At 30.8% G+C, this 24,924-nt stretch carries 25 protein-coding genes and 1 riboswitch; of the genes, 5 read left to right on the top strand and 20 right to left on the bottom strand.

What is annotated here, in order from left to right; translation table 11 throughout:
- Window position 1 precedes the first annotated feature (1 nt).
- Complete coding sequence (locus tag CLOLE_RS21300; RefSeq protein WP_013659190.1) at window positions 2-1,210, top strand: LL-diaminopimelate aminotransferase; 1,209 nt, start codon at window positions 2-4, stop codon at window positions 1,208-1,210.
- A gap of 80 nt (window positions 1,211-1,290) precedes the next feature.
- Here CLOLE_RS21300 and CLOLE_RS21305 read toward each other — a convergent pair whose 3' ends face one another.
- The 4 genes from CLOLE_RS21305 to CLOLE_RS21320 are packed head-to-tail and all read right to left on the bottom strand — an operon-like array spanning window position 1,291 to window position 3,431.
- Window positions 1,291-1,500: a zinc ribbon domain-containing protein gene (locus CLOLE_RS21305; protein WP_013659191.1), complete on the bottom strand. Its 210-nt coding sequence runs from the start codon at window positions 1,498-1,500 to the stop codon at window positions 1,291-1,293.
- A gap of 59 nt (window positions 1,501-1,559) precedes the next feature.
- Window positions 1,560-2,324, bottom strand: coding sequence for an ABC transporter permease (locus CLOLE_RS21310; RefSeq protein WP_013659192.1), 765 nt, complete (start codon window positions 2,322-2,324; stop codon window positions 1,560-1,562).
- Window positions 2,318-3,016: an ABC transporter ATP-binding protein gene (locus tag CLOLE_RS21315; protein ID WP_013659193.1), complete on the bottom strand. Its 699-nt coding sequence runs from the start codon at window positions 3,014-3,016 to the stop codon at window positions 2,318-2,320. The genes CLOLE_RS21310 and CLOLE_RS21315 overlap by 7 nt, the downstream gene beginning before the upstream one ends.
- A gap of 49 nt (window positions 3,017-3,065) precedes the next feature.
- On the bottom strand, window positions 3,066-3,431 hold the full coding sequence (locus tag CLOLE_RS21320; RefSeq protein WP_013659194.1) for a GntR family transcriptional regulator: 366 nt from the start codon (window positions 3,429-3,431) through the stop codon (window positions 3,066-3,068).
- Window positions 3,432-3,516: 85 nt separating this feature from the next.
- On the opposite strand from CLOLE_RS21320, the gene CLOLE_RS23740 reads away from it, so the two are divergent.
- Window positions 3,517-4,062 (top strand): helix-turn-helix domain-containing protein, encoded by a 546-nt coding sequence (locus CLOLE_RS23740; protein WP_242825759.1) that lies wholly within the window; start codon window positions 3,517-3,519, stop codon window positions 4,060-4,062.
- Window positions 4,025-4,612 carry an IS630 family transposase gene (locus CLOLE_RS23745; RefSeq protein ID WP_242825760.1) on the top strand — a complete coding sequence of 196 codons (588 nt, stop codon included), beginning with the start codon at window positions 4,025-4,027 and terminating at the stop codon, window positions 4,610-4,612. The genes CLOLE_RS23740 and CLOLE_RS23745 overlap by 38 nt, the downstream gene beginning before the upstream one ends.
- A 358-nt stretch (window positions 4,613-4,970) precedes the next feature.
- On the opposite strand, the gene CLOLE_RS21330 is transcribed toward CLOLE_RS23745, so the two are convergent.
- Complete coding sequence (locus tag CLOLE_RS21330; protein ID WP_013659195.1) at window positions 4,971-6,431, bottom strand: alanine/glycine:cation symporter family protein; 1,461 nt, start codon at window positions 6,429-6,431, stop codon at window positions 4,971-4,973.
- A gap of 237 nt (window positions 6,432-6,668) precedes the next feature.
- A riboswitch (glycine riboswitch) is annotated at window positions 6,669-6,760 on the bottom strand.
- 275 nt (window positions 6,761-7,035) lie between these two features.
- A complete protein-coding gene (locus CLOLE_RS21335; RefSeq protein ID WP_013659196.1) occupies window positions 7,036-8,178 on the bottom strand; it encodes a metallophosphoesterase family protein in 1,143 nt (380 codons plus the stop codon).
- A gap of 197 nt (window positions 8,179-8,375) precedes the next feature.
- Between CLOLE_RS21335 and CLOLE_RS21340 the strand changes: the two genes are divergently transcribed.
- The gene (locus CLOLE_RS21340) at window positions 8,376-8,753 is read left to right on the top strand and encodes a hypothetical protein (protein ID WP_013659197.1); all 378 of its coding nucleotides are present in this window, start codon (window positions 8,376-8,378) and stop codon (window positions 8,751-8,753) included.
- 73 nt (window positions 8,754-8,826) lie between these two features.
- Window positions 8,827-9,327, top strand: coding sequence for an SseB family protein (locus tag CLOLE_RS21345; RefSeq protein WP_013659198.1), 501 nt, complete (start codon window positions 8,827-8,829; stop codon window positions 9,325-9,327).
- 446 nt (window positions 9,328-9,773) lie between these two features.
- Here CLOLE_RS21345 and CLOLE_RS21350 read toward each other — a convergent pair whose 3' ends face one another.
- From CLOLE_RS21350 to rpmH, 14 genes are all read right to left on the bottom strand, one after another.
- On the bottom strand, window positions 9,774-10,172 hold the full coding sequence (locus tag CLOLE_RS21350) for a GtrA family protein (protein ID WP_013659200.1): 399 nt from the start codon (window positions 10,170-10,172) through the stop codon (window positions 9,774-9,776).
- A 42-nt stretch (window positions 10,173-10,214) separates the two neighbouring features.
- Entirely contained in the window at window positions 10,215-10,718 is a 504-nt protein-coding gene (locus CLOLE_RS21355; protein ID WP_013659201.1) for a DUF4446 family protein, read from the bottom strand.
- A gap of 24 nt (window positions 10,719-10,742) precedes the next feature.
- Window positions 10,743-11,612 carry a ParB/RepB/Spo0J family partition protein gene (locus CLOLE_RS21360; protein WP_013659202.1) on the bottom strand — a complete coding sequence of 290 codons (870 nt, stop codon included), beginning with the start codon at window positions 11,610-11,612 and terminating at the stop codon, window positions 10,743-10,745.
- Window positions 11,613-11,614: 2 nt separating this feature from the next.
- Window positions 11,615-12,379, bottom strand: a complete 765-nt coding sequence (locus CLOLE_RS21365; protein ID WP_013659203.1) for a ParA family protein — start codon at window positions 12,377-12,379, stop codon at window positions 11,615-11,617.
- Between the two features lie 467 nt (window positions 12,380-12,846).
- A complete protein-coding gene (gene argS / locus CLOLE_RS21370; protein WP_013659204.1) occupies window positions 12,847-14,562 on the bottom strand; it encodes an arginine--tRNA ligase in 1,716 nt (571 codons plus the stop codon).
- A 396-nt stretch (window positions 14,563-14,958) separates the two neighbouring features.
- Window positions 14,959-15,759, bottom strand: a complete 801-nt coding sequence (gene noc, locus CLOLE_RS21375; RefSeq protein ID WP_013659205.1) for a nucleoid occlusion protein — start codon at window positions 15,757-15,759, stop codon at window positions 14,959-14,961.
- A gap of 941 nt (window positions 15,760-16,700) precedes the next feature.
- Complete coding sequence (gene rsmG, locus CLOLE_RS21380; RefSeq protein WP_013659206.1) at window positions 16,701-17,417, bottom strand: 16S rRNA (guanine(527)-N(7))-methyltransferase RsmG; 717 nt, start codon at window positions 17,415-17,417, stop codon at window positions 16,701-16,703.
- The gene (gene mnmG / locus CLOLE_RS21385) at window positions 17,417-19,327 is read right to left on the bottom strand and encodes a tRNA uridine-5-carboxymethylaminomethyl(34) synthesis enzyme MnmG (RefSeq protein WP_013659207.1); all 1,911 of its coding nucleotides are present in this window, start codon (window positions 19,325-19,327) and stop codon (window positions 17,417-17,419) included. Before mnmG ends, rsmG begins: the two co-directional genes overlap by 1 nt.
- Before the next feature lie 10 nt (window positions 19,328-19,337).
- Complete coding sequence (gene mnmE, locus CLOLE_RS21390; RefSeq protein ID WP_013659208.1) at window positions 19,338-20,720, bottom strand: tRNA uridine-5-carboxymethylaminomethyl(34) synthesis GTPase MnmE; 1,383 nt, start codon at window positions 20,718-20,720, stop codon at window positions 19,338-19,340.
- A gap of 44 nt (window positions 20,721-20,764) precedes the next feature.
- Window positions 20,765-21,553: an RNA-binding cell elongation regulator Jag/EloR gene (gene jag / locus CLOLE_RS21395; protein WP_013659209.1), complete on the bottom strand. Its 789-nt coding sequence runs from the start codon at window positions 21,551-21,553 to the stop codon at window positions 20,765-20,767.
- Between the two features lie 58 nt (window positions 21,554-21,611).
- Window positions 21,612-22,796, bottom strand: coding sequence for a YidC/Oxa1 family membrane protein insertase (locus CLOLE_RS21400; RefSeq protein ID WP_013659210.1), 1,185 nt, complete (start codon window positions 22,794-22,796; stop codon window positions 21,612-21,614).
- Between the two features lie 10 nt (window positions 22,797-22,806).
- Window positions 22,807-23,085: a membrane protein insertion efficiency factor YidD gene (gene yidD, locus CLOLE_RS21405; protein WP_013659211.1), complete on the bottom strand. Its 279-nt coding sequence runs from the start codon at window positions 23,083-23,085 to the stop codon at window positions 22,807-22,809.
- A gap of 30 nt (window positions 23,086-23,115) precedes the next feature.
- Window positions 23,116-23,454 carry a ribonuclease P protein component gene (gene rnpA, locus CLOLE_RS21410; RefSeq protein ID WP_013659212.1) on the bottom strand — a complete coding sequence of 113 codons (339 nt, stop codon included), beginning with the start codon at window positions 23,452-23,454 and terminating at the stop codon, window positions 23,116-23,118.
- A gap of 53 nt (window positions 23,455-23,507) precedes the next feature.
- A complete protein-coding gene (gene rpmH / locus CLOLE_RS21415; RefSeq protein ID WP_013659213.1) occupies window positions 23,508-23,642 on the bottom strand; it encodes a 50S ribosomal protein L34 in 135 nt (44 codons plus the stop codon).
- Between the last annotated feature and the right edge of the window lie 1,282 nt (window positions 23,643-24,924).

A 24,924-nucleotide genomic window follows, 5' to 3' on the forward strand; every position in this document is an offset into this window, starting at 1 on the left:
AATGGCATTTATTAATGATCAATATTTAGAATTACAAGATAGCTACTTATTCTCTACTATTGCAAAAAAGGTAAATGAATACGTAGCAGCTCACCCTGATAAAAAAATTATTCGCATGGGTATAGGCGACGTTACTCGCCCTTTAGTTCCAGCTGTACTTAAAGCAATGCATGATGCAGTTGATGAAATGGGCCAAAAAGAGACTTTTAAAGGATATGGACCTGAACAAGGTTATAGTTTTCTTCATGATGCTGTTCAGTCCTACTATAAAAGTCACGGTGTAGATTTATCATCAGATGAGATATTTATTAGTGATGGTGCTAAAAGTGATGTTGGTAACATTACAGATATTTTTGGAAATGAGAATATTGTTATGATTCCAGATCCTGTATATCCTGTATATGTAGATACAAATATTATGGCTGGAAGAGATATTGTTTATTTAGATTCTAATGCTATAAATAACTTTTGCCCTATGCCACCAACTGATGATGAAATCGCCCCAGATCTTATCTACTTATGTTCACCAAATAACCCAACTGGATCTGTCTATAATAAAGAACAATTAACAGCTTGGGTTAACTATGCTAATGAAAATAGTGCTGTTATCCTGTATGATGCTGCTTATGAATGTTTCATTAATGATGCTTCTCTTCCAAAAAGCATCTATGAAATCCAAGGTGCTAAAGAATGTGCTATTGAATTCTGCAGTTTATCTAAAACAGCTGGTTTTACAGGTACACGTTGTGGTTATACAATCGTACCTAAAGCACTTACTGCCTTTTCCGTTGATGGTGATGCTGTAAGCTTAAATAAGCTTTGGCTTAGAAGGCAAACAACTAAATTCAATGGTGTACCTTATATTATTCAAAAAGGTGCTGCTGCTGTCTTTACTGAAGAGGGTCAAAAACAAATTAAAGAAAACATTGATTACTATATGAAAAATGCACGCACTATTGCTGCTACTATGGATGAATGTGGAATCACTTATTATGGTGGTGATAATTCTCCATATATTTGGCTCGAGTGTCCAAATAATATGAAGTCATGGGATTTCTTTGATTACCTCTTGAATGAGATTGCTGTAGTTGGAACACCTGGTGCTGGTTTTGGTTCTAATGGTGAAGGTTACTTCCGCTTAACAGCATTTGGTGATGCTGATAATACAGTAGAAGCTATGGAAAGATTTAAAACCCTATATAAAAAATAATTATTGATAACAAAAAAGTGATATCCTTGCTATTTGCTTAGGATATCACTTTTTTAGATATTTAATCTTTATTATTCTATTTAGTTCGTGAAGAAATCTAAGATATTCCATCCATCTGAAGTCTGTGCTTTATAAAGCTCTGTATATCCACATTTTGTACAACTTATGGTAACAAACTTTTTATTTTGTACATCAAATATTTTTGCAAAGTTACCACCTGTAGCTTGGAACTGATCACTTTCATACGTGCTACATTGACATTTAGGACAGCTATATTCTCTTTTTTCCACCTTATTTCCTCCTCGTATCTATTTCTAGTTTTATATGAGTATTTTATCTATATTATACCTTATTCTAGATTTAAATGCTTACTTACTATATAATTAGTTCCCATAAATAATGCTACATCTAATACCAGTATTCCACTCATAACAACCATTAAAGTTGTCGTACTAGACATAGTTGCAAATGGTATGAAATTCCCAATTAGCCCGGTTATTAATTGTAATACACTATTAAGAATAAAAAATGCTATAAAAGAAATGATTCCTCTGTACCTTGAAAATATAGGCAATTGTCCTGTCGCTAATGCTAAATAAATCATTAATATGCCTTCTATATAAGAAAGTATCCCTATTACCGGAATAGCAACTAATACTAATGCTACTTGCCCTTTAAACTCTGTTTGTATTCCTTTCATTAGATCATTCCATAACTCAGGCCATGCATTTATAAATTCTCTAAATACTTGATAGTCACCCATTAATATAACAAATGTCATTCCTCCTACAATTCCACTTGAAATTCCCCAAATAACAGTTGTTATAAGCTTAGAAAAAATTAATTGATTAGGCCCTACAGGTAAAGTAAACATTAAGTACCCTTCATCACCTAATAAATTTCTATTAAATCTTTGTATTGTCACCATAAGTGTTAATACACCAAGAGCCACAAACAAGCCTACTAGTATTGCAGTCGTTAACCCAAATCCTAAATTTATATTTCCCATTCTAAATAGACGATTCCCTAAAGCTACTAGTATTAATGCACCATAAATAGGTAAAAATGTTCTCGAAGTAGCTTTAAGTTCATACTTTAATAATTTTCCTAGCATACAAATACCTCCCTAAAGAGGGCATCAATTGACTTACCTTTTTCCTCTCTAATCTCATCTACATTACCTTGTAGTACTACTTCGCCTTTTGATAAGAATATAACCTCATCACAAATATTTTCTATCTCTTGAATTAAATGAGTCGCGATTAAAATAGAACTTGTATCAGAGTAGTTTTTAATAATGGTTTTAATAATATAATCTCTAGCAGCTGGGTCAACGCCACCAATAGGTTCATCCAAAATATAAAGCTCTGCTTTCCTTGACATGACTAAAATAAGTTGTACTTTTTCTTTAGTTCCTTTAGACATTGTTTTTAACTTAGCTTTTAAATCAATATTTAATTTATCAAACATATCTAGTGCTCGATTCATATCAAAATCATTATAAAAATCACTAAAGAAATTTAATAAATCTTCTACAGTCATCCAATTGTTAAGATAAGTTCTCTCTGGTAAGTATGCAACTATCTTTTTAGTTTCAATCCCAGGTTTATACCCATTAATAGTTACCATTCCTGATGTAGGTTCTAGTAATCCATTAATTAACTTGATCATTGTACTTTTACCGCTACCATTTGGCCCAAGTAACCCCACTATTTTACCAGATGGTACGGTAATATTAATGCTCTTAAGAGCTTCTTTATGAGCATATTGTTTACTCACTTTCTCTAACTTTAAAAGCTCACTCATTTAACTGCCTCCTTTAATTCTTTTTATGCAAAGCCCCTACTTATAAATCTTATACATATTGTGTCTGTTTTTCTTCTTGTGCTTTTAAGTCTTCTTCAATTAATTTCAAAAGCTCTTCCTTTGTATAGCCTAATTGTAGTAATGCTACTGTTACTTCTTTAATTTTAGTGGTTGCATATTGATTTCTCATGACTTTTATTAATTCCATATCCTGTGTCACAAAACGCCCACTTGTCCTTTGACTATACACTAATTGTTCTCTTTCTAATTCTGCCAACGCTCTTTGCATGGTGTTAGGATTAACTCCTGCCTCCTCTGCTAAGTCCCTTACAGAATCAAGTTTACTACCTGCTGCTAGCTGCCCTGATATAACTCTTAGTTTTAATTCTTCTACTAATTGTATATAAATATAGATAAACCATTTTAAATACTGTTATATGTTTGTATGATTTCTGTTATTTTTCATATCCTAAGTAAAAAAGGATTAGGAGATGACATTTATGAGCAGAACAACTTCCGTAACAGCTGAACTTCATGGATACTCGTTAGAAGAACTAAAAAAATTAAGAAGATCTTATTCTACAGAGATAGGTAGGAATGTTCTTACGACAGTTGTTATGCTTATAGAAGGCAATTCAGTTAAACAAATTGCAGATTTTCTTGCAGTACGTTTAATTACTGTTTATACCTATATAAATCGTTGGAATGAGCTTGGTATTTCTTCTTTAGAAGACTATAGAGGTAGAACCCCTTCTAATTGCAAAATGACAGCTGAAATGGAACATGATCTTTTAGAAGTGGTTCAGCATAATATCCCTAATGATTTTGAGTTTCTAGGCAATGTTTGGACTGCCAAGCTTTTATCAGATTATCTTAATCAAAACTACGGGATAAGGCTATGCCCACAATGTATTAGAGATACACTTCATAAAAACAACTATAGCTTCAAACGAGCTCAAAAAAGACCAAGTAAAGGTGTAAAATCTGAGCAAGAATCGTTTAAAAAAAATGATAGAAACTACGAGTACTGTAGAAAACGATTCTGATAGTGTTTTGTATGTTATGGACGAAACTGCCCTAAGAACAGAATCTGATAACAGGAGAACTTGGAGTCCAGTTGGGGTGTCCCCTATCTTAGAAAGCAATGGTTCTCATCAAGGGGTTAATATTATTGGTGCAACAGAAATAACCAAAAACTTTGATACAATAGCCGATATATATGATGCAGCACATACTATCAAAGGTAAAGAAATAAAAGAATTTTTAAGTGAACTATTAGAACGTAATCTTGGAAAGAAGGTGTATGTTGTTTTAGATAATGCTAAAACACATAATAATCATGAGATTCAAGAGTTCTGGAGTCAAAATACTAATAGGTTAGTACTTATTAATACCCCCGTTTATTCACCACAACTTAATCCACAAGAAAACATTTGGAACTTGCTTAAGAATAAAGTGTATACAGTAGGTGCTAAAGAGAGTACTGATGCACTCTTTGAAGAAGTTAATCATCTATATAATCAATTCAATGATGATAAAGGGCTAATTAAAAACATCGTTAATCCCAGAAATTACTACTTCAAGTCCAGAATATAAGTAGGTATTTTAGTCCTACTTATTTCCTGAAATATTACAACATTATTTAGTTTTATAAATGGTTTATCTATAGGTTTGCTATTATCAAAGTCCCATGGCATTGTGTTACCTCCTTACTGTATTAATTACTTAATACAATAATATGACTCCTGTTCTAAATTGTCAACACTTTCTTATTTTATTTTGAACTTATATTAATATCGTTATAATATGCTTCTAATAGTTCTCCTCTAATATAAATAAAATCATATGCCCTCCAATTTCATATAAATATAAGATTAACTCAATATTTAAATCCAAAAATAAAATCAAGGGACTATGAATTTTATCATAATCCCTTGATTCTACTTTTAGCTCTTTATGCTACTTTGCTTTGCGATTCTTTTATCTCCTGTTTTTTCAAATGTTCCATATAAAGTCTTGTCTCAGTTACTACTACCCCAGAGAGACCTATTAAACCAATAAGATTTGGAAATGCCATAAGTCCATTTACGATATCAGCTAAAGCCCAGATTTCTTGTAATTTTAAGAAACCACTAATAGCCAGCATGCCAATGAATACCCAACGATAGATATTAATTCCTTTTACACCAGCTAAATATTCTAAACAACGTTCCCCGTAATAGCACCATCCTAGTATAGTTGTAAATGCAAACAAGGTTAAACAAATCGTAATAAGTATTGATCCTATTTTAGGAAATACTTGTAAAAAGGCTGCTTGTGTTACTGCTGCTCCTTCTATACCTTCTTGACACCATGTCCCAGTAACAAGAATAGTAAGACCTGTTAATGTACAAATAATAATTGTATCAATAAATGTTCCTGTCATAGAAATAAGCCCTTGTTCAGCAGGCCACTCTGTTTTTGCTGCTGCCGCTGCAATAGGCGCACTACCAAGACCTGATTCATTCGAAAACACACCTCTAGCAATCCCTTTTTGTATAGCTTTAGCCATGGTTGCTCCTAAGAAACCTCCTACGGCTGCTCTTCCTGAAAAAGCTCCAGTAAATACTTCTCCTAATGCTGGTAAAATACTTTGATAGTTCACACCTAAAATAATACCTGATAAGACAATATATACAATAGCCATCACTGGTACAACTTTTTCTGATACTTTTGAGATACTTTTAATGCCACCAAAAACAATAATAGCTACAAGTATGGCTACTACCATACTAATAACAGGAAAACCATTTGTTGCAATCCATTCTCTTGCTCCTGATAAAATATGTAATTGGTCTAACATGCTTACTATTATATTTCCTACGTAAACATCAATACCAGCTACCATATTAATACTTGTAGAAATCGAGTTTACTTGTGAAAATGTACCTATTCCCAATAAAGCTACTAAAATACCACTTACTGCAAAGAAAATTGCTAATGGTTTAAATTTCCTCCCAAGTCCCTTTTCTATGTAATACATCGGTCCGCCTGAAATCTGACCATTTGCATCTACTGTTCTATACTTAATAGCAAGTACACCTTCCGCATATTTAGTTGCCATTCCAAAAAAGGCTGCTATCCACATCCAAAATAAGGCTCCTGGGCCACCTGTACCAATAGCTGTAGCAACCCCTACAATATTTCCAGTTCCTACAGTTGCAGCTAAAGCTGTACATAGAGCTGCAAAGCTATTAATATCTCCGCTCCCTTTATTTTCTGCTTTAAAGATAAGTTTAGCGGCCCTTGGTAATTTTAATACTTGAATTAGTTTTAATCTAACAGTTAATAAAATGCCTGTTCCTACTAATAGAACCAATAATGGTGGTCCCCATACAAAATCATTAATTGTGTTTAACACCTTTAATAAATCCATAAAAAAATACTCCCTTCTTTTAATTAACCTTAAAATAAGAGGAGTTCCTTAAGTTTATAGACTTGCTTTCCATATTAATCCCATACTTTTCAATAACTGAAATACTATAAGTAAAGATTACTACTCTAATCAACTTATAGCATTATTGTTTCCATAAATAAACTGATTATTTATTCTAAAAAAATATGTCTTTATCCCTAATTAATAATTAATAATTAATAATTAATTATGATTAATATAGCCTGCTCTGTCCTTTTGCCTGAGAGATTAAGCAAAATTGCTTTTGCCCCTTCGGCGCTCATAACTTGAGTCTCTCCAGAGTACTGTCAGCTATGCAGTCACCACTTATAATATTTATAAGTACCTGAGAGTGTTACTCCTTCGGTGGGCTTTATGGCCACTCTTCTGTATAGCTTCATCCAGTATTTATATTACATAAAGTGATGATATCTTATTATTGTTTAGTTGTCAATATTTTTAGTTTAATGTCTTTTTTAGGTATAAAAAGTAGACCACTCTCATAATAACTAGATCTTATATTCTAATTAAAAATTAGAATATAAGATCTATAATAATGGCCCTACTTCATATTAAATTTTTCTATTTATTGGTTTATTGGTATAGTATATGGAATATCATACTTTTTTAACATCTCTTCCATACTATATAATTCCTTCAATGATAATCTCTTTATAAATCCTTCTTTACCATAATGATAGATACTATATAAAGGTGCTATACTATTAATATGATCTTGAAAGGATATTTCAAACCACTTTAATCTCCCACATGGTAATAAGCGTCTATTTAATACTAGTTCTCTTACTTGATCAGTAACTTCTCCTATATACCATTCTTGAGAGCCTTCTTCAGATGCTTTTATTTTTCTACACTTAAGATAGTATAATAACTCTCTAATAATCTGCTTTTCATGGCTCCAGCATCCAATACAGATATACTTACTTTGTCCTAATCCTATTTCTAGTATTCTCTGTACAACATCCTGGTCTATATATACCTCTCCACTTTTCTTCTTTCCATGTATATAAAGTAGAGTATCTTTTAAGGTATTTTCTTCTACTTCTTCTTTTATTATATCTCTTTGCTCTTTACTATTTATTTGATTTAAATAAATTTTCTCTGCATATAGACTATGAAAACTGATATTAGGCTCCTCTTGACTAAAATCTAATATAACAAAATTTCCTCTATTTTCACTACTCGTCATAGCCCCCGGATCAATAACATTTCCTTTTAAAAAAATCTTATTTTGATAAGTCATTTCTGGTCTATGACTTCCACCCATTAAAATATAGTTATAATCCTCATCTTTTAATTTTCCCATAATATGATGGGCTGACTTTTGAAGAATTTCTGCCCATCCATTTATATGACACATTAACAGTTTCCTATTATTAATATTTATCATTTTTATACTAGGTGATAATTCTATTTTTTTTAATCTATCTTTACCCAGTTTTTTTCTTATCCATTCTCCTTGAGCAATTCCTTCCGATTTTTTTACACTATGAAATAGACTATCTTCGTCATAGCCTTTAATGTTTATAAATCTTTTATCTACCCAAATCCGATCAAATACTTCGCATGGATTTGGCCCATTACTGATATAATCCCCCAAATTTAAAATAAGCTCTACATCTTGCTTATTTATATAACTTATAAATGCATCTAACATCGATAAGCTAGCATGAAGGTCTGAGATAACTGCTACTTTTTTTGCTTTCATACAAAAATAGACCTCCCCAAATCTCTTTAACTGACTCTTCTATTATTTATTTCGTCAATAATACAAATTAATTAATATTGTCCTGGTATAATAAGTTTTTTTTCTGATATTTCTTATACCTGATTCTATTTTCACACTAATTATGCTATGATACACTTATATATTTATATTCTTTTGTATAATCCAAGGAGGCTTTTATGAAATCTGAAATTAAAGGTAGAAACTTGCTTCTTACTATTGGCTGTATCGCTATTTTATTTGATTTGCTATCTACTGTTTTTTCTATCTATACATTCCTTGAAGAACCGAGTCTTATCAGCTACACTATTAGTCAGGGTATTTTTAGATTATTAATAGAGATTGCTTTAGTCATATTCTGCTATAAAGGTAACGCTTGGGCAAAATGGATATTATGTGTTATTCTTGCCTTTTCAAGTATTATACTACTCTTACAATATACTAGTTCAGGTAATTTCATTCTTCTTATTATAAGTATAATTTATCTTGTTTCAGGCGCTCTTTTACTTACCTCTCCATATATTAAAGAATTTATGACTAATCAAAATTCCAAATAAAGGTTCACATTCCATTTTTACGTTATATATGCTATGATAAATATAAATTTTATTTTATTAAAGGGGACTTTCTATGTATAACTTTTATAATCTTAATCCTAATCATTCATCACCTGAAACCTCTAATCACGTTACCTTAGATATTAATCTACCACTACATAATGATACATTTTATGAATTATTTAATATTTATGCAGATCATCCTACTGAAGAAAACCAAGACAAGCTTGGTAGTTATTTAAACACCATTAACTACCTGATTGGCTTTTTCCCTAGTGATAATTCTGCTGAAAATTCTACTCAGATAACTATTAGTAAATATGATGATTTACATTTACTAATCTGCTCTACCAAAGAGCGAGAAGTATACCTTCCAGCCTTTACTACTACTACTGAACTTCAAAGTTGGTGTAAGGAATCTATTAATACAATCTCTGTTCCTGCGGAATGGTTATGGAAATTTGTTTTATCTCAAAATAATTTTTCAGGTATTGTTATTAACCCAGGAAGTATTGGTTGGACTATTAATTACGACCACATTCGTTCACTTTTAGATGACATTATTCATGATTAGATGTCTATTAATGCTTACTTTACCTAGAAAGGCTATTTAAATGAATTCTAAGCTTTCAACAAAGAATCTAACCATCTGCCGTTATCTGCAATACTTGTTATTAGGTATATCTTTTTTCCTTTTTTCTTCTAAAATACCTATTTCGCCCTGGTATATACCTTTGACCACCTATGTATTGCTCTATATACTTATTCTCATCATCTTGCAAATTATATTACTTGTATATACTTGGTATATGTATGAAAAAAAAGATACCTTTAAAATCATTCGTATGATATGTATTTTTCACTTCTTTTTACTTTTATTAATGTTTTTCTTATGTATCTTAAGTATTAAATGGTTCAATTTATTTAGTATTTTAGTAACAATCCTTATCGTATTACTCACTATATATCAGAAAAAGAACTATAAAATGATTTAAATCATTTTATAGTTCTTTTTCTCTCTTATCTTTTTATAAATACAAAAAGTTTTAAGATAATAAAAGTCACTGGTACACCCACTATAGCTGCTAATGCATAAGCAACCAATTTATGAAGCCCTAATATATTAACAATAATCAAAACGGCAATAAACTGTATTAAGAAATTAGGAATTGTAGAGAGTGCAAATTTAATGAACCTCTCTAATGAGAATCCTTCTTTGAAGGTAAATACACTATTTAAAACATACGACACAACAATTCCACTTATATAACCCGGTATAAAGGCAATAATGGGTCCCATTATTACTGAATAAAACCAAGAAAAGACAATACCACTCAATGAATTAATACATCCAATAATTAAAAAACATATAAACTGTTTATTAAAGAACATTTGTTTTACTTTTGTTATTCCATTCATTTTAACTTTCCTTTATCCTTTTATAAGAAAAGAGTATGTGAATTACATACTCTTTTTATTCATTGCTTGTTCTATTGCTTGAATTTCTTCCTCTGATAAATTATAAGTAGACTTACCTGCATTGATTGGTTTAGCATATGTATAACATCCATCTCTACCATAGATTCCATTTAATACTACTCCATCATTCTGTTCATCTAATAAAGCTACTGTATATGATAAATCGGCTCCCATATTAGCAATAGCTTGATATCTTACTACTCCCACTTTTTGAACGCAATTCTTAACGGTTTTTTCCATATATTCAATAGAGGTTTGCATTTCCTTTTCATTTTGTAATAAAACATTGAGTTTCTTAGTATACTGGACTAACAGTTCTTCTAAATTAATATCTTCTTTAGACATAAACATTTCATACCTACGCTGGATTTTTTTCATTTTAGCCGCATTAACACATACTAAAATCATAAGTATAATAACTAATAAACCTAACCCTAATACGATATAAATTAAATAATCATTTATTAATAACTCTATTTGTTCCATGTCATTTACTCATCTTCTTTCATTTTACTTATTAGCATTAATAATTTGTATGATTCTAGATAATTCTTCATCTGAATAATACTCTATTTCTATTTTCCCCTTTTTGGCCCCTTTAGAAATAGCTACTCTTGTTCCTAAAACACGTTGTAAGTCTTCTTGTATTTCTCTATAGAATGGATTGTATAATTCTTTTTCTTTATCTTTTTTCTTTTTATCCTTAATACTTGATAAGTTTTGAATATATTTTTCTATTTCTCGTACACTTAGTTGTTTTTCAATTACTAAATCAGTAAGTTGTTTTTGCAGTTTTATATCTTTTACCGCAAGAATAGCTCTCGCATGGCCATAGCTAATAGCATCTTCTCTTAACTTTTCTTGTACATATGGCGTTAATTTTAATAATCTCATGATATTAGTTACAGCTGTTCTACTTTTACCTACTTTATCAGCTACTTGTTCTTGTGTTAAATCAAAGTGTTCCATTAATAAGCTGTATGCACAAGCTAATTCCATAGGATTAAGGTCTTCTCTCTGTATATTTTCAATCAAAGCAACCTCTAGAGTTTGTTGATCAGAAAAGAGCTTAATAATAATAGGAAGCTCTGTTAAACCAGCTAATCTTGCAGCTCTATAACGTCTTTCTCCTGCTACTATTTCATATTTATTATTTTTTTCTCTTACAATGAGCGGCTGTATGACACCATATTCTAATATAGATTGGCTTAACTCTTGTAATTCTTCTTCACTAAATTTCTTTCTTGGTTGTCCAAAATTTGGTTCAATATCATTGATATCTACAATTTTAATTGTTGCTTCGCCTTCTGCTGTTATATTTAGTGCTTCATCTGACAAGAGCGCATTTAATCCTCTCCCTAATCCTCTTTGTGGCTTCATTATTATTTGTTCCTTTCTATAAATTCCTTTGCTAATGATCTATATTGTTCTGAACCTTTTGATTTTGGGTCATAACAAATACAAGACATACCAAAACTTGGTGCTTCGCTTAATCTTACACTTCTTGTAATTTTAGTATTATATACTGTACTACTAAAATGATTTTTTACTTCTTTTACTACTTGTGAAGATAAGTTAGTTCTATTGTCATACATAGTAAATAGAATTCCTTCTAAAACCAACTTATTATTCGTATTCTTTTTTACCAATCCAATAGTCTGTACTAATTGTGATAACCCTTCTAACGCGTAATACTCACACTGCATTGGTATAAGTACAGAATTTGAAGCAGTTAAAGCATTAATAGTAAGGATATTAACTGCTGGCGGGCAGTCAATAAATATGTAATCATACTCATCGCTTACTGTCTCTAGCTGTTTCTTAAGGATAAATTCACGTTGCTTTGTGTTTACTAGCTCTACTTCTGTTCCTGCTAAATTCATATTGGAAGGTATAATGTATATATTTTCATGCTCTGCTTTTTTTATTACATCTTTTATATTTGCTTCATTTACTAAAACATCATATATTGTTGCTTGGTTTTGACCTTTTAGTACACCGCAACCACTTGTTGCATTTCCTTGCGGGTCAATATCTACAATTAGAACCTTTTTCTTTTTTTCAACGAGTGCAGCTGCTAAATTGACAACTGTAGTTGTCTTTCCAACTCCACCTTTTTGGTTAACTACTGCAATGATTTTACCCATAACATTCTCCTTCTTTTTCTTCTGTACTTCTTTAATCAAGTATATCATAGGATAGTTTTTTTATAAACTGTTTATGCTAGTATTTTGATAAGTTTTACTTATAAAGTTTTCCGTATTTATCTCTCAGTACTATCTATTCTTTCATATTATATATTTTATTACAAAGGAAGAATCTATTTTTCTCGTTATGCCATTTCATAATTTATAACTAGATTACTTTATAATTATTCTCATACTGAACTAGCGTAATTCATTATACTAATTTTTAACAAGTCATTTTATTAGCTAATTATGTTTAAAAACATCTGTTTTATTTTCTATTTACTTTTGTTTTGTTATTTTCGATAATATGTACTTCCTATATGTTTCACGTGAAACATTTTAAAACATTAACATAGATGTTTCACGTGAAACATATCAAAAAAGGTAGAAAATCCGACTTAGATTTTCTACCTTTCGCCATAATATTACATTTGTACAGGTGCTTTAATCCCTAGCAAGTGTAACGCATTCTTAATAGTATATTTTGTAGCTATAACAACTGCTAATCTTGAATTTTTCACTGCTTCATCTCCTACTAGAATTGGTTGTTCATTATAAAATTTATTGAAAGCTTGTGCTAAATCTACTGCATACCTTGCAATATAAGATGGTTCAAAATTAGCTGCTGCTGATTCAATTACATTTTTAAAATCAGCTAATTCTTTTGCTACTGCTAAAACAGTATCATCTGCAATCGCTGATTCTGATATTTCAAGATCTGGTAAATTATCAATATCTAATCCTGCTTTTTTAAGTAAGCTACACGCCCTTGCATGAGTATATTGTACGTATGGACCAGTTTCTCCTTGGAAGTCTAAAACACGTTCCCATGAGAATTGAATGTCTTTAATAATATTATTATACATATCATCAAAAATAACTGCACCAATACCTACTTGATTTGCAACCTCATCTTTATTATCAAGATCTGGATTTTTTTCTTCAATAATTTTCTTTGTTTTGTCTACTGCTTCTTTTAAGATATCTTCTAAGAAAATAACATTTCCAGAACGGGTAGATAATTTAGCACCACCTTCCATACTTACCATACCGAATGGTACATGAACTAAATCTTTTGCCCAGTCCCATTCCATTTTTTCAATCACCTTAAACCATTGTGCAAAGTGAAGATTTTGTTGGAGTGCTGTAACATAAATACATTTTTTAAACTCATAAGTTTCTTTACGATATTTAGCTGCTGTAATATCACGAGTAGCATATAATGAGCTACCATCATTTTTAGTAATTAAACATGGTGCCATATTCTCTTCATCTAAACGTACGATTTTTGCACCTTCACTTATCTCAATAAGTCCTTTATCTTCTAAGTCTTTAATAACTGCATCCATCTTATCATTATAAAAAGCTTCACCATTGTAACTATCAAAAGTTACACCTAGCATCTTATATACTCTCTCAAATTCATTTAAACTCACTTCTTTAAACCATTTCCAAAGTGCTAATGCTTCTTCATCACCTTGTTCCATTTTTGTAAAATAATTTCTTGCTTCTTGATCCATTTCAGGATGCTCTTTTGCTTCGTCATGGAATAATACATAAATTCTAAGTAACTCAGAAATACCTTTTTCTTCAACTTCTTCTTTACTAGAATATTTCTTATAAGCTACAATTAATTTACCAAACTGTGTTCCCCAGTCACCTAAATGATTAACACCTATGCAATTATACCCTAATGCTTCAAAAATATGATATAAACTGTTACCTATTACTGTCGAACGCAAGTGTCCTACATGAAATGGCTTCGCAATATTTGGTGAAGAATAGTCAACAACAACATTTCCTTTATTCTTTTCTTTTGCCAAACCATAACTTTCTCTATCAGCTAATACTGCTAATAAAATCTCTTTTACAAACACAGATCTATTAAGAAAAAAGTTAATATAAGCATTTACGTTCTCAGCTTTTTCTATAAAATCAATTTCACCTAAAGTATCTACAATATCTTTTGCAATCATAGGAGGTGCCTTTCTTAAAGCTTTAGCTAATTTAAAACATGGAAATGCATAATCACCCATAGCCACATTATTAGGTACTTCAATCATGCCATAAATTTCTTCTACTGATAATGTATCAATTTTTGTATTTAAAAGCTTGGCTAACTCTAATTTAAAATCTTTCATTTATATTCTCCTTCGTCCACTCAATGTATTATTATATTTTATCGAAATATATACATTATATCAAGTTATATTACAGATTATCTTCTATTAACCTACTCATCATACTACTCATAGCCTTTCAAATTTAATTAGTGATTTTCTTTATCTTATTTTTCTACGATCAATACCTATTTATATGTTTAATGCAACCATTCATTCTACCTTTCAATATAAGTCTCATTTTTCTATCATTACATTAAACTCTTCCTCATATTCGAAATCTACAAGAAATAAAATACCTCATTGCTTTATTGTTACCTATAGTAATACATATTAAGCATTTGATTAAATTAATCTTTTACTCAAAATAAAAGCGACTTTCTATTCTAACTAGAAGTCGCATGATTTTTATGTAAACTATTGGTTGATTGGTATTTTAATTCTAATTTCATAGCTGTCTGCATGTTCTTTCATAGTGTATTTTGCATCTACACCTGCTTTTTGAATTAAATTAACAGCTTCTGTAATTGTGTTAGTAACTAATCTCATATCTCTTATATATGATTTTACCTTTTGATTAGCTTTGTGTTTAATCATATCTTCTTTGGTGACATCCACTAGCATCTGTTCAATGATTTGTTCTGTTCTTTTTACATTAAGCTCCTGTTTAATGACCTTTTCTAAAGCCATTAACTGATATTCTTCATTAGGTAACTTTAACAGTGCTCTTGCATGTCTTTCTGTTAAATTGTTTTCTACTAGTAATTTTTGAACCATTGGAGACAATTTTAATACCCTTAGTTTATTAGCTACTGTAGATTGATTTTTACCTAATGTTGCTGCCAATTCCTGTTGGGTATAACCATAGTCTTGCATAATTTTATGATAAGCTTGGCTCTCTTCTAGGAAATTTAAGTTCTCACGCTGTAAATTTTCAATTAGAGCAAGTACGGCACTATCTTTTGTGGTTACTTCTACAATTACTGCAGGTATAGTTTCAAGTCCAGCTAATTTAGATGCTTTTAATCTTCGTTCTCCTGCAATAAGCTCATAGGAGTTACCTATCATTCTTACTGTAATAGGTTGCATTAGTCCATGTTCTAAAATAGAATCTGCAAGTTCTTGTAATGCCGCATCACTAAATACCTTTCTAGGTTGATATGGGTTAGGTATAACGCGGTCAATTGCAACATGTTCTATTTTTAAATCTTTTTGCATTTAAGTTCTGCTCCCCTCTAAAATAACAGTTTTGCTATCTATCAGTATAACATATTTTACCTATAAAAGCCATAATATAATAATTCGAACACTTTTCTACTTTTTTATATGATATAAACAAAAACAGACCATAGTATCTGTTATAGCCTAAAAATCATTAAAATATACACTGCAAATAAGCCTAAGTTCATTTTTATGTGCACTTAAGCTTATTTTAATACCCAACCTGGTATCTTGGTCAACACTACTTTTACATCTTTTCTATCGGCCTTAGGAATACCCCTCAGTTTCCTTCAGAAGATCTTCAAAATATATAAGGTAGTTCAAAAAAACATTTACCAGGAGGGGTACATAAAAGCTATCCATATGTTATAGGTCCGAAAGCTTTCATACTTTGGAAACTGGTAATACAATATAGAGGAATAAGCTACTCAATCTTTCTTTTCAACTTATATTGATCGCAAGTGCTAGCGCTGACTACAATAGTAGCTGATAATTGGCACTGAGAATGCTAGAAAGTTTTATCTTATTTACTTCACTTATATATGTTATCAGTATGGTATTCACCTAATTTTTTAAAATATTTTTTCCTATTTGTGTTCTTAACCTCTCCTTATGTAACTTATCTCTCTGTCGATTTTATATAAGTATCTAGAATAACTTACCTGCTTATTGGAAATTCATCCCCGTTACAACCAACTCCATTGTATCCTTTGTATTTGATAAAACTATATAGTCCCCTTGCTTTTTAATCATCTTATACCTGTTGATAAATTTTATAGCTTTTATTTTATTATTATCCACAACTTATTTTTTATTTATTTATCCACATCATATATTCTTCTAGACTATTATCTTTATCCCTGATGCAGGTTCCTATATAAAAAAATTATAGACTATTATCCTGATAACTAATAGTCTATAATTTTACATGTTATATTTTATACTCCAAGAGGAGCTTTTGTCGGTTCTCCTGCTTTTCTTGGATATTTAGTCGCGGTTGGTTTTACTTTTCTAATCTTAGCAATTTTATGATCTAGCTCTGTAAATGGTACGCCTGCATGAATAACTTCTTCAAGTTGACCACCTAATATTTTAATTGCTTTTTTCCCTTGCTCTAATTCCTCCTCTATCTTTTGACCTTTTAGGGCCATAAGATAGCCATCTATTTTTACAAAAGGTAAAGTATATTCACTAAGCACAGCTAAATTTGCTACTGCTCTAGAAGCACAGATATCAAATCCTTCACGATAAGCTTTATTTTTACCTAAATCCTCTGCTCTAGAATGAATACATTTTATTCCTTTAAGTCCTAATTGATTAATCACTTCTTCTAAAAAAGTTAATCGTTTTTTTAAAGCATCAACTAAGGTTAATTCTAAATGAGGAAATGCTATTTTAATGACTAAACCAGGAAAACCTGCACCTGTTCCAATATCAATGACTGTTTTTTGAGTATTCATGTCAATTGCTTTTTGAATGGTCATACAATCTAGGAAGTGTTTTGTCATTACTTCTCTATCTTCTGTAATAGCTGTTAAATTCATCTTTTCATTCCATTCCTGTAACAATGACTTGTACATCATAAACTGATTTAATTGAGTTTCAGTTAGGTTAATTCCTAATTCTTTTGCTCCATCTAATAATAATTGTTTCATTAAACTTCCTCTTTCTCAGTACTTTCATCTTTGTGGCTGCGGTTTCTTTGCTCTAAATAAACTAATAACATTGAAATATCAGCTGGTGAAACCCCTGAAATACGTGAAGCTTGACCAATAGAAATAGGTCTTACTTGTTCAAGCTTTTGTTTAGCTTCAAGTCTTAAACTATAGACATCATCGTAATTAATATCTGCTGGAATAAGTCTTTTTTCTAACTTTTTAAACTGCTCTACTTGGCGCATTTGTCTTGTGATATAGCCTTCATAGCGTAATTCAATCATAACTTGTTCAATAACATCAAGTGATAAATCTGGTCTATCTGTATCTACTTCAGTAAAATCTTCGTATTCAAGCTCTGGTCTTTTTAAAATTTCAGCTAATGCAATACCTGAACGAAGAGGTGTACTTCCTTTTTTCTCTAATATAGCTTGTACCTTTTCACTTGTTCCCACATATACATGTTTTAATCTTTCAAGCTCGGCATCAATCGCTGATTTCTTAGCTGCAAAACGTTCATATCTTCCCGCTGATATAAGACCTGCTTCATAACCTTTTTGCGTTAAACGAAGGTCTGCATTATCTTGTCTTAAAAGTAATCTGTATTCAGCTCTTGATGTCATCATACGATACGGTTCCTTAGTTCCCTTGGTTACTAAATCATCTATTAGAACACCTATATATCCCTCAGATCTATCAATAATCATAGGGTCTCTGCCATCTACTTTTAAAGCTGCATTAATACCTGCTACAAGTCCCTGTGCTGCTGCTTCTTCATAACCAGAACTTCCATTCATTTGTCCTGCACTAAAGAACCCTTCAATAGCTTTAAGTTCAAGTGAATGTTTAAGTTGCATTGGATTAATGCAATCATACTCAATAGCATAACCTATTCTCATTACTTCAACATTTTCGAGTCCCTTAAGCGTTCTAAGCATAGCAATTTGTACTTCTTCTGGTAAAGATGAACTCATCCCTTGAACATACATCTCTGTTGTATCTTCGCCTTCTGGCTCAATAAATACTTGATGCCTCTCTTTATCTGCAAAACGTACCACTTTATCTTCAATTGAAGGACAATATCTTGGCCCTGTTCCTTCTATAACACCTGAATACATTGGAGAGCGATGTAAATTATCTCTAATAATTTGATGTGTTTTTTCATTTGTATAAGTTAAATAGCAAGGATATTGATCTCTTTTAATATCCTTTTCTTTGTTTTCAAAAGAAAATGGTACAATGCGTTCATCTCCGTGTTGTGGTTCCATCTTAGAAAAATCGACTGTTCTAGCATCAACGCGCGCTGGTGTTCCTGTTTTAAAACGTCTTAATTCAATACCTAATTCTTTTAAAGCCTCACTTAACTTATTAGAAGTTTTAAGACCATTAGGACCTGTATATTCAATACATTCACCAGTAAGACATCTAGAACGTACATAAGTACCTCCTGCTAAAACAATTGCCTTACATTCATATATTGCTCCTGTATTAGTTACTACACCTTTTACTTTACCATCTTCTACTTGTACTTCAACAACTTCCTGTTGTTTAATGATTAATTTTTCTACGTTTTCAAGTACTTTTTTCATTGCATGACTATATTTAGTTTTATCAGCTTGTGCTCTAAGTGAGTGTACAGCTGGTCCTTTAGCTGTATTAAGCATACGAGATTGAATATATGTTCTATCAATATTCTTTCCCATTTCTCCACCAAGCGCATCAATCTCTCTTACTAAATGTCCTTTTGAAGTTCCCCCTACATTAGGATTACATGGCATCATAGCAATGCTATCTAATGACATTGTAAACATAATAGTTTTCTTACCCATACGAGCTGCTGCAAGTGCAGCTTCACAACCCGCATGACCGCCTCCTATTACAACAATGTCTACTTTATCTGCAACATACATTTTTTCTCTCCTACTTTCCTAAACAAAATCTACTAAATAACTGATTAATAATCTCTTCCTTTAACGATTCACCTACGATCATCCCCAGATGGCCGAATGCATCATGTAAATCTATTGCTAAGCAATCTTCAGGAAGCCCTAATTCAATAGCATCTATTACTTTTTCTAAACTCTTAATTGCATTAATAAGAGATTGTTTTTGTCTTTGATTAGAAATGGTAGCTTCATTATGAACAGCAGCACTACCTTTAATCACAAAATGCTTCATAGCTTGTCTTAATTCATTAAGGCCTGACTGCTCTTTAGCTGAAACTTTTATAACTTCACCATTACTAAAGTGAGTCTCTAACATTTCCTGGGTAATATTGTTCTCTAAATCAGTTTTATTAAAAATATAAATAACATGCTTATTTTTTACTTGCTCTAATATCTCTTGATCTTTATCTAGAAGTCCTACATGACTATCTACTAACATTAATACTAAATCTGCTTCTTCAATAGAAGATTTAGATCTTTCTACACCTATCTTTTCTACTATATCTTCTGTCTCCCTAATTCCTGCTGTATCTAGTAATTGAAATGGTATACCATCAATATTTAAATAAGCTTCTACTACATCTCTTGTAGTACCTGGAATATCAGTAACAATAGCTTTATTTTCTTCAAGTAAGGCATTTAGCAAGGATGACTTACCAACATTAGGTCTACCTACAATAGCGGTTTTAACACCTTCTCTAATCATTTTTCCTGTATCAGCTGTTCTTAAAAGTTCTCGTAATTCTTCTAGCAAGTCTTTTAATTCAGCTTCGAAATCATTAGTAATTGGCTCATCATCATCATATTCTGGATAGTCAATAGATACTTCAATTCTAGCTATCACTTGAATTAAAGTATCTTGGTATTCCTTAATTTTTTTTGACAAATTTCCTTCAAGTTGACCAACTGCTTGTGACAATGAAAGTTCTGTTTTAGATTCAATAATGTCCATAATAGCTTCTACTTGTGCTAAATCTATACGACCATTTAAGAAAGCTCTTTTTGTAAACTCTCCATTATCAGCCATTCTTGCTCCAGCTTTAATAACTTCCATTAACACTGCATTTAATGGTACTGGACCACCATGACAGTTAATTTCTATAATATCTTCTCTTGTAAAAGTTCTAGGTCCTTTCATTAACATGATTAGTACCTCATCTAGAACTTTACCACTATCACTTACAATATGTCCATAGGTAATTGTGTGGGAATCTACTTTCTTAAGAGATTTTTTATTGGCCGCTCTAAATACTTTATCAACAATTTCTATTGTTTCTTTTCCACTCACTCTAATAATGCCAATCCCACCAACACCAATTGGAGTAGATATAGCTGCAATAGTATCTTCAAATAACAACGTGGTTCATCCTTTCTAAAAAAAAAACCAGTATTAAACTGGTTTTATCTATATGATCTATTTTGATAGTTAGGTGTAATAACCACTCTTCTAAATGGTTCTTTACCTTCACTATGCGTTTTTACAATTTTACTATCTTGAAGTGCTGAATGAATGATACGACGATCATATGGATTCATTGGTTCAAGTATAATTGGTTTTCTCGTTTTCTGAGCCTTTTTACTGAGTTTATAAGCAAGATTTTTGAGTGTTTCTTCTCTTCTTGCTCTATAGTTCTCAGTATCTAACATAATTTTAATATACTCTTGTCTTTCTTTATTGGCAACAATATTAACAAGGTATTGAATAGCATCGAGAGTTTCACCTCTCTTACCTATTATTGTACCCATATTTTTACCTTCTAAACAAATACTGATACGGTTATTATTAACAACCTGAGCTTTTACTTCACAATCAATATTCATTTCTTTTAATAACTTATATAAGAAGTCTTTGGCACGTTCTATGACTCTATTTAGCTCTTCTTCAGTTACTATAACTGCATCTTCTGAGTCTTTTATTACTTCGGCTTTTTTAGTTGATGCTGGTTTTTCTTTAATAACCGGTTCTACCTTTGCTTCAACTTTGCTTACTTGAAGCTCAATATCTTCTTTAACTACATCTTCTTTAAGTGTAACTTTAACCTTAGCTTGTTTTGCACCTATTCCTAATAATCCTTTTGAACCTTTAGATATAATTTCAATATTAACTTCATCTGTACTTGCTCCAAGTTCAATAAGAGCTTCTGTTATAGCTTCATCAACGGTTCTTGCTACTTTTTCAATAGATTTCATATCCATACCCCCAACTCTTTATAGGTTTATTATTTTAACTACTTACCTTCATTTTGGGCTATTCTTGACTGTCTGTTTTCTTTTGAACAGGTACCTTTTTCATTACTTTTTTAGTATAAGTTTTTGGCTTATTATCACTCTCCACTTGAGCTTCTACTTTAGTTACTGGCTTCTTTTCAACAGGAACTTTTTTCATTACTTTTTTAGTTTGAATTTTATTATTCTTTCTAGCTTCTTCACGTTCTTTTTCAAGCTGAGCATCAAGTTTTGCATCTTGTTTTTCTAGAATCTTATTAACAATCCATTGTTGTCCCATCATAATCACGTTACCTGCAATCCAGTATAAAGCCAAACCTATAGGCATAGTATATGCAAATACACCTGTCATGATTGGCATAACGATATTCATCGTTTTCATCATAGATTCACCTGGATTTGCTGCTCCATTGTTTGAAGTAGCTGCTGCACTTTGAACTTGTCCATTTGCTGCCATAGTAAGTTTAGTAAAGATATATGTTGATGCACCTGCAATAATAGGAATTAATATTACCCACCATTGTGTGCTCATTAAGACACTTGGTGTATCTACTACATTAAAACCTAAGAAGTTTTCAATGCTATATTTAAGATCTAAAGCCGGTCTTACAACATCTGCTGTACCACCCATTTTATTTAAGAATTCATTCCATTGTGTTGTATTTAAATGACTTAGAAATTGTCCTAACTGCACGTTGTTATTTAAATCAAATGTTGCACGAGTAGTCATCTCAATATTGGATTTAAATGGTTCTAGTAAACTTACATAGTTAGATACAGAGGCCATAATTTTATCTGCAATAACAGTATACTCTTGTCCTAATTTTGCAATGTATTTAGCTGGCTCACGTAATACATTAAATAAAGCCATAATTAATGGTAACTGAATTAATAATGGTAAACAACCTGCAAAAGGATTAATTTTATACTTTTTGTATAAAGCTTGCATCTCTTGGCTCTGTTTAAGCTGAGATTCTTGATCCTTTTTCCCTTTATATTTATTTTGTATCTTTTGCATCTCTGGTTGAATCTTACTCATACCTCTAGATGTTCTCTGAGAAGATAATTGAAGTGGTGTTAAAAGTATACGTGCTACTAATGTAAATAAAATAATTGATATACCCAGTGCAGCTACTGGAGATATAAGGATAACCCCATCAAAAATAAAGCTTAGTATGGCACCAAAAATGTCATTAATAAATCCCATTTTATTCCTCCTAGTTTTTCTTATCGCTATTTTTTACCTTTTTCTCTGGTACTGGATCATACATAACTGGGTGAAATGGATGGCATTTTAATATCCTCTTTACTCCAAGAAATGTGCCCTTTATAAAACCATGAATTTGGATAGCTTCGTAAGTGTATTGTGAACATGTTGGAGTAAACCTACAGTGTCCTCCAAGCATAGGTGATATTCCTCTTTGATAAAATCTAATAAGTATAAGTGCTACTTTCTTAGGGATATTTCTCATAATTATAATCCTTTCTGTAGCCATAGCAATATCTCACTAACACAATATTATATATTATACATACACTTTATGTTGTTTTAATAAATTTATCAGTGCATTAGAAATATCTTGATATGATGCACCATTAGCTGCTGATCTTGCAATAACTACAAAATCCCAGCCTTCTTTATCAATAAACTCTTCGTTTAACCTATAGCTTTCTCTAATAAGTCTAGTTACGCGACTACGTACTACACTATTTCCAACTTTTTTACTCACTGAAATACCTAAGCGATTCTCAGGCAAGTTGTTTTTGTATCTATAAACTACTAAATATTTATTTGCTAAAGATTTTCCTTTTCTATATACAGTTCTAAATTCGTAGTTTTTCTTTAGCGACTGCGCATATTTCATACTTAGTACTCCTAAATTTTATAGCAAAACAAGGCCACATAAGCGGCCTTGTTTTATGCTGTTAGTTTTTTTCTACCTTTTGCTCTTCTTCTAGCGAGTACCGCTCTACCATTTTTAGTTCTCATTCTTTTACGAAAACCATGTTCTTTACTTCTTTGACGTTTCTTTGGTTGATAAGTCATTTTCATTGTGAGCACCTCCTTTATTGGATAAGTTACCACACAATATGCACATAAAAATCGATAAATAGCCACTGCACATGTGCTATCTATCTTCACACCAATAATAAAAAATATTTACATTAAACTTATTGAATGTAAATAAGCACTATGGATAGTATAGAAGATTTATAATTTGTAGTCAAGCCTTACTTACTATATTATTAGAATAAATAACTGGTAATTTAAATTTCCTCTTCCTTATATATGCTATTTTATGTTTTATCAATTCTGTATATTTTATACGACAATATTTGTGATAGCTTTTCATTATTCATACTCTTTTTTAACCTTACCTACTTTTATAAAAATTATTCTTTCCTTAATAGTAGCTCTCTATTTTTTATATTAAATCTCCCATTATTGATCTCTTATTGCTCATTTCATATTATTATTATCTTCTTTACTCTTTCAATTATATGCTTCTACTATTTTGTCTACGAATAATTTAATTACTTCTGTAATAATATACTTATTTTATTTACTAACTATCCTTTTTATTTATATCAAGATTTTTATTCACTTACTAATCCACTTCTTTAATGCTACTTTTACTTTAATCATTTTAATTAACAAACTCCTACTCTTTTTTTATGACTTCTTTTATAACCTTATCCTACTAATATACCTCTTTTTATTTCATTACCTTAATAATCTTTTCTCTTATTTTTACTCCTCTACTTATTCATAATCTACTCCTTATATCTTAGATCATTAAACTTTACTCCCTTTACATTTTACTTATCACCGCTCCACTATCTTTATTACTTTTATTCCTATTTACTTATTTATTCACTTTAACTTATTCCTTTCTACACTTTTTTCCTTTTCTTTACTTAAACTTCAAGTTTTTCTTTAATTTCATCTTTTTCTCTTTATTTTTTTTCTTATTTCTCTTGAAATATTTCTTTCTATATCTATTACACAAAATATCCACATGTTTTTTGACATTCTATCTTGTGGATATTTTTTATCTAAGGTTGATTTTCCACAGGTAATTTGATATTATAAAATTACTTGTAGATAAGTTGTTAATTTCATTAAGTTATTCACATTCTGTTGATAAAGTTGTGTATAACTTATATTTTTTCCTTTTTTTTTGCATTTTTTAATGTTTTAAGGTTTTTTTTCATCTTAATAACTTTATCCACACACTGTTTAGTACGTTTATTTCACTTTTTAAATTTTAAATTTTTATCATATATGTTGATTACTTTATTCACATGTTGACAATACTTTAATAACTTGTGCA

The sequence above is a fragment of the Cellulosilyticum lentocellum DSM 5427 genome, from assembly GCF_000178835.2.
Lineage (GTDB): Bacteria > Bacillota > Clostridia > Lachnospirales > Cellulosilyticaceae > Cellulosilyticum > Cellulosilyticum lentocellum.